The sequence below is a fragment of the Streptomyces vastus genome, from assembly GCF_039532825.1.
Taxonomy (GTDB): Bacteria; Actinomycetota; Actinomycetes; order Streptomycetales; family Streptomycetaceae; genus Streptomyces; species Streptomyces vastus.
In genome coordinates, this window is sequence record NZ_BAAASJ010000124.1 from 12,997 (window position 1) to 13,261 (window position 265).

Below are 265 nucleotides of genomic sequence, written 5' to 3' on the forward strand. Positions count from 1 at the left end.
GACCCGGTCGACCGGCCATTGCGCCCGGTCCGGGGCGTCGCACACCAGGTGCGCGGGCAGCGTGAGTGGCTCCACCCCGTGGGCGAGCGCGAGGAACGCCTGCTCCAGCTCGCCGAGCGGGGAACGGACGGCGCCCTGCGGCCGGGCGGCGGGGCGGTGGGCGGGGTGACGGTGGTGCATGGCGCATCTCCCGTGAACGGTGCGGACAACTTCCGCCGCCACCCCTCCCAAGCCCCGGTGCCACAAGCGGCCCACCCGCACACCA

1 pseudogene is annotated in these 265 nt (G+C 76.2%); it reads right to left on the bottom strand.

Going from position 1 to position 265, the window contains the following annotated elements:
- Nucleotides 1-180 (bottom strand): annotated as a pseudogene (locus tag ABD357_RS41305) (hypothetical protein); the annotation flags it as partial.
- Nucleotides 181-265 lie beyond the last annotated feature (85 nt).